We start from the raw sequence: 255 nt of genomic DNA, 5'->3' as shown, positions 1-255 counted from the left end.
CTGTCCCTCCGCCACCTTGTCATCCAGCAGCTTCTGTATCTCAGCCTCACTCAGTCCATCCAGGGTGCCCTCACTCTGGTCGGGGTCCATGGCAAGACCGTCTCCGGTATCGAACAGCTTCCATGCGACAAAGCTTCCCAGCAATATCAGCAGCAGTATGAGGATGAGCCATTTCTTTTTCCCGTTCCCCTGTTTTCCTTCCTTCTTCTCTTCTTTTGATGCTTCCTTCATCTCTTCCATTCCTTTTCTCCTTCC

Annotated in this window: 1 protein-coding gene; it reads right to left on the bottom strand. The window is 51.8% G+C overall.

The window, feature by feature from the left end:
• On the bottom strand, positions 1–240 hold a 240-nt coding region (locus NE665_RS24510; protein ID WP_256302780.1), incomplete at its 3' end, for a hypothetical protein.
• Between the last annotated feature and the right edge of the window lie 15 nt (positions 241–255).

This window comes from Clostridium sp. DFI.1.208 (assembly GCF_024463855.1).
Classification (GTDB): Bacteria; Bacillota_I; Bacilli_A; order Erysipelotrichales; family Erysipelotrichaceae; genus Clostridium_AQ.
This window is presented reverse-complemented; position numbering and strand designations above follow the sequence as displayed.